The organism is Phenylobacterium sp. (genome assembly GCF_036821595.1).
Classification (GTDB): Bacteria; Pseudomonadota; Alphaproteobacteria; order Caulobacterales; family Caulobacteraceae; genus Phenylobacterium.
In genome coordinates this window covers 1-1,813 of sequence record NZ_DAISJG010000176.1, presented here as the reverse complement: position 1 = coordinate 1,813, position 1,813 = coordinate 1, and the positions used below count along the sequence as shown (strand labels likewise).

At 72.0% G+C, this 1,813-nt stretch carries 3 protein-coding genes; 1 reads left to right on the top strand and 2 read right to left on the bottom strand.

Annotated features, from left to right (window positions below):
* On the top strand, positions 1–136 hold a 136-nt coding region (locus tag V7Z97_RS20375), incomplete at its 5' end, for a hypothetical protein (RefSeq protein ID WP_334165448.1).
* Here V7Z97_RS20375 and V7Z97_RS20370 read toward each other — a convergent pair.
* Positions 133–1,131: a pentapeptide repeat-containing protein gene (locus V7Z97_RS20370; protein WP_334165447.1), complete on the bottom strand. Its 999-nt coding sequence runs from the start codon at positions 1,129–1,131 to the stop codon at positions 133–135. The genes V7Z97_RS20375 and V7Z97_RS20370 overlap by 4 nt on opposite strands.
* An 85-nt stretch (positions 1,132–1,216) precedes the next feature.
* The coding region (locus tag V7Z97_RS20365) for a TSCPD domain-containing protein (protein WP_442958059.1) at positions 1,217–1,813 on the bottom strand (597 nt) is incomplete at its 5' end.

Genomic DNA, 1,813 nt, shown 5'->3' with positions numbered 1-1,813 from the left:
GACGGCGATCCGCGAGGTCATCGCCTTCCCGCTGAACCAGCAGGGTCAGGACCTGCTGATGAACGCCCCGTCCGAGGTGGCCGACCGGCAGCTCAAGGAGCTGCACATCCGCCTGGCCCCGCCGATCAAGGCCTAGGGGAGCGAGACGATGTAGCGCGGCGCCGGCGGCGCCGGGGGCGCGGGCGGGGCCGGCGGCGCGGGCTTCGGCTTGCGGTGCACGATGAAGCGCACGTTGTGGCAGCTGCGGCCCGAGAGCCCCGGCGGCAGCTTGGTGCGGCTGTCGGCGCAGGCCTCGTCGAGCTGGTCCTGGTTGAGCCCGCGGGCCTTCGAGAGGTCGGCGCCGGCGATCATCGTCTTGGTCAGGTCGGCGTCGCGGAAGTCCGCGCCGTCGAAGGTCCCGCCCGAGAGCACCGCGCCGGTCAGGTCCGCGGCGCGGAACGAGGCCCGGCTGAAGCGCCCGGCGGACAGCACCGCGCCGTTCAGCTCGGAGTCGCGGAAGTCGGCGCCCTGGGCGTCCACCCGGCTGAGGTTCGCGCCATGCAGCTCCGCGGCCCGCAGCACGGCGCTCTGCATCACCGCGCGGCTGAAGTTGGCGCCCTGCAGCCCGGCGTCGGAGAGGTTCACCCGGGTCAGCTCGGCCTCGCTGAACATGCCGCCGCGCATCTCGACGGCGCGGAGGATCGCGTGGGTGAGAATGGCCTTGCGGAAGTTCACGCCGGTGGCCTGGGCGTCGGAGAGGTCCGCCCGGGTCAGGTTGGCCGCCCCGAAGCTCACGCCGTCGGCCTCGGTGGAGCGCAGCCTGGCGCTCGACAGGTTGGCCCGGGAGAAGTCGGCCCCGGCCATGGAGGCGTCCGACAGGTCGGCCCGCGAGAGGTCGGCCCCGGCGAAGTTGGAGGCGTGGAAGCGTGCGCTGCGCAGGTTGGCGCCCACCAGGGCCGCGCCGGAGAAGTCGGCCCCGATGATCCGGGCGCCTTCCATGTTGCGGCCGGACAGCTCGCACTTGACGCAGGAGCCGCCGAACGAGTTGACCCGCGCCACTTCCTTCTCGCCGAGGGCCATCGCCGACGCGGCGGCCGGCGCGGCCAGCCAGAGCAAGGCGGCGGCGGTCAGCAGGGGGCTCAGTCGGCTCATGACGCGGCAAAATCCTTGCGACTACCCGGCCATGTGAGCCGTTCGACCTGCGGGCGCCACTTAATTCGCGGTAATTCTTGAAGGATTAGGTCGCCTGGTCCTCGCCGGTGCGGGCCGCGCGAGCCCCGCAGGTCTCGCAGATCAGGGCCGACCCTTTGCGCACCACGGCGATGTCGCCGCAGGCCGCGCAGACCTCGGCCGAATCCCGCGCCGGGCCGCCCGGACGCGCCGTCGGCAGGAAGACGAGGTTGTCCGGCGCCGCGCCGCGCGAGAAGCCGCGGGAGATGAACCGCGAGGCCGGCTGCGGCTCGTCGGTGGGGACGGCGTCGGCCTTGCCGTGGCCCAGGCCGTCGGCGTTGAGCGCGCCCGGGTCGTCGCTCGCGAGGTCGTGGCGGCCCAGGTAGGAGACCCCCAGCTCGCGGAAGATGTAGTCGAGGATCGAGGTCGCCGACTTCACCGTGTCGTTGCCGGTGACGGGGCCCGCGGGCTCGAAGCGGGTGAACACGAAGGCGTCGACGAACTCGTCGAGCGGCACGCCGTACTGTAGGCCGATGGAGATCGCGATGGCGAAGTTGTTCATCAGCGAGCGGAAGGCGGCGCCTTCCTTGTGCATGTCGATGAAGATCTCGCCGAGCTCGCCGTCGTCGTACTCGCCGGTGTGGATGTAGACCTTGTGGCCGCC

Excerpts from the sequence above, each read along its gene's own strand:
- V7Z97_RS20370 (WP_334165447.1), bottom strand. The coding sequence starts at position 1,131 with ATGAGCCGACTGAGCCCCCTGCTGACCGCCGCCGCCTTGCTCTGGCTG.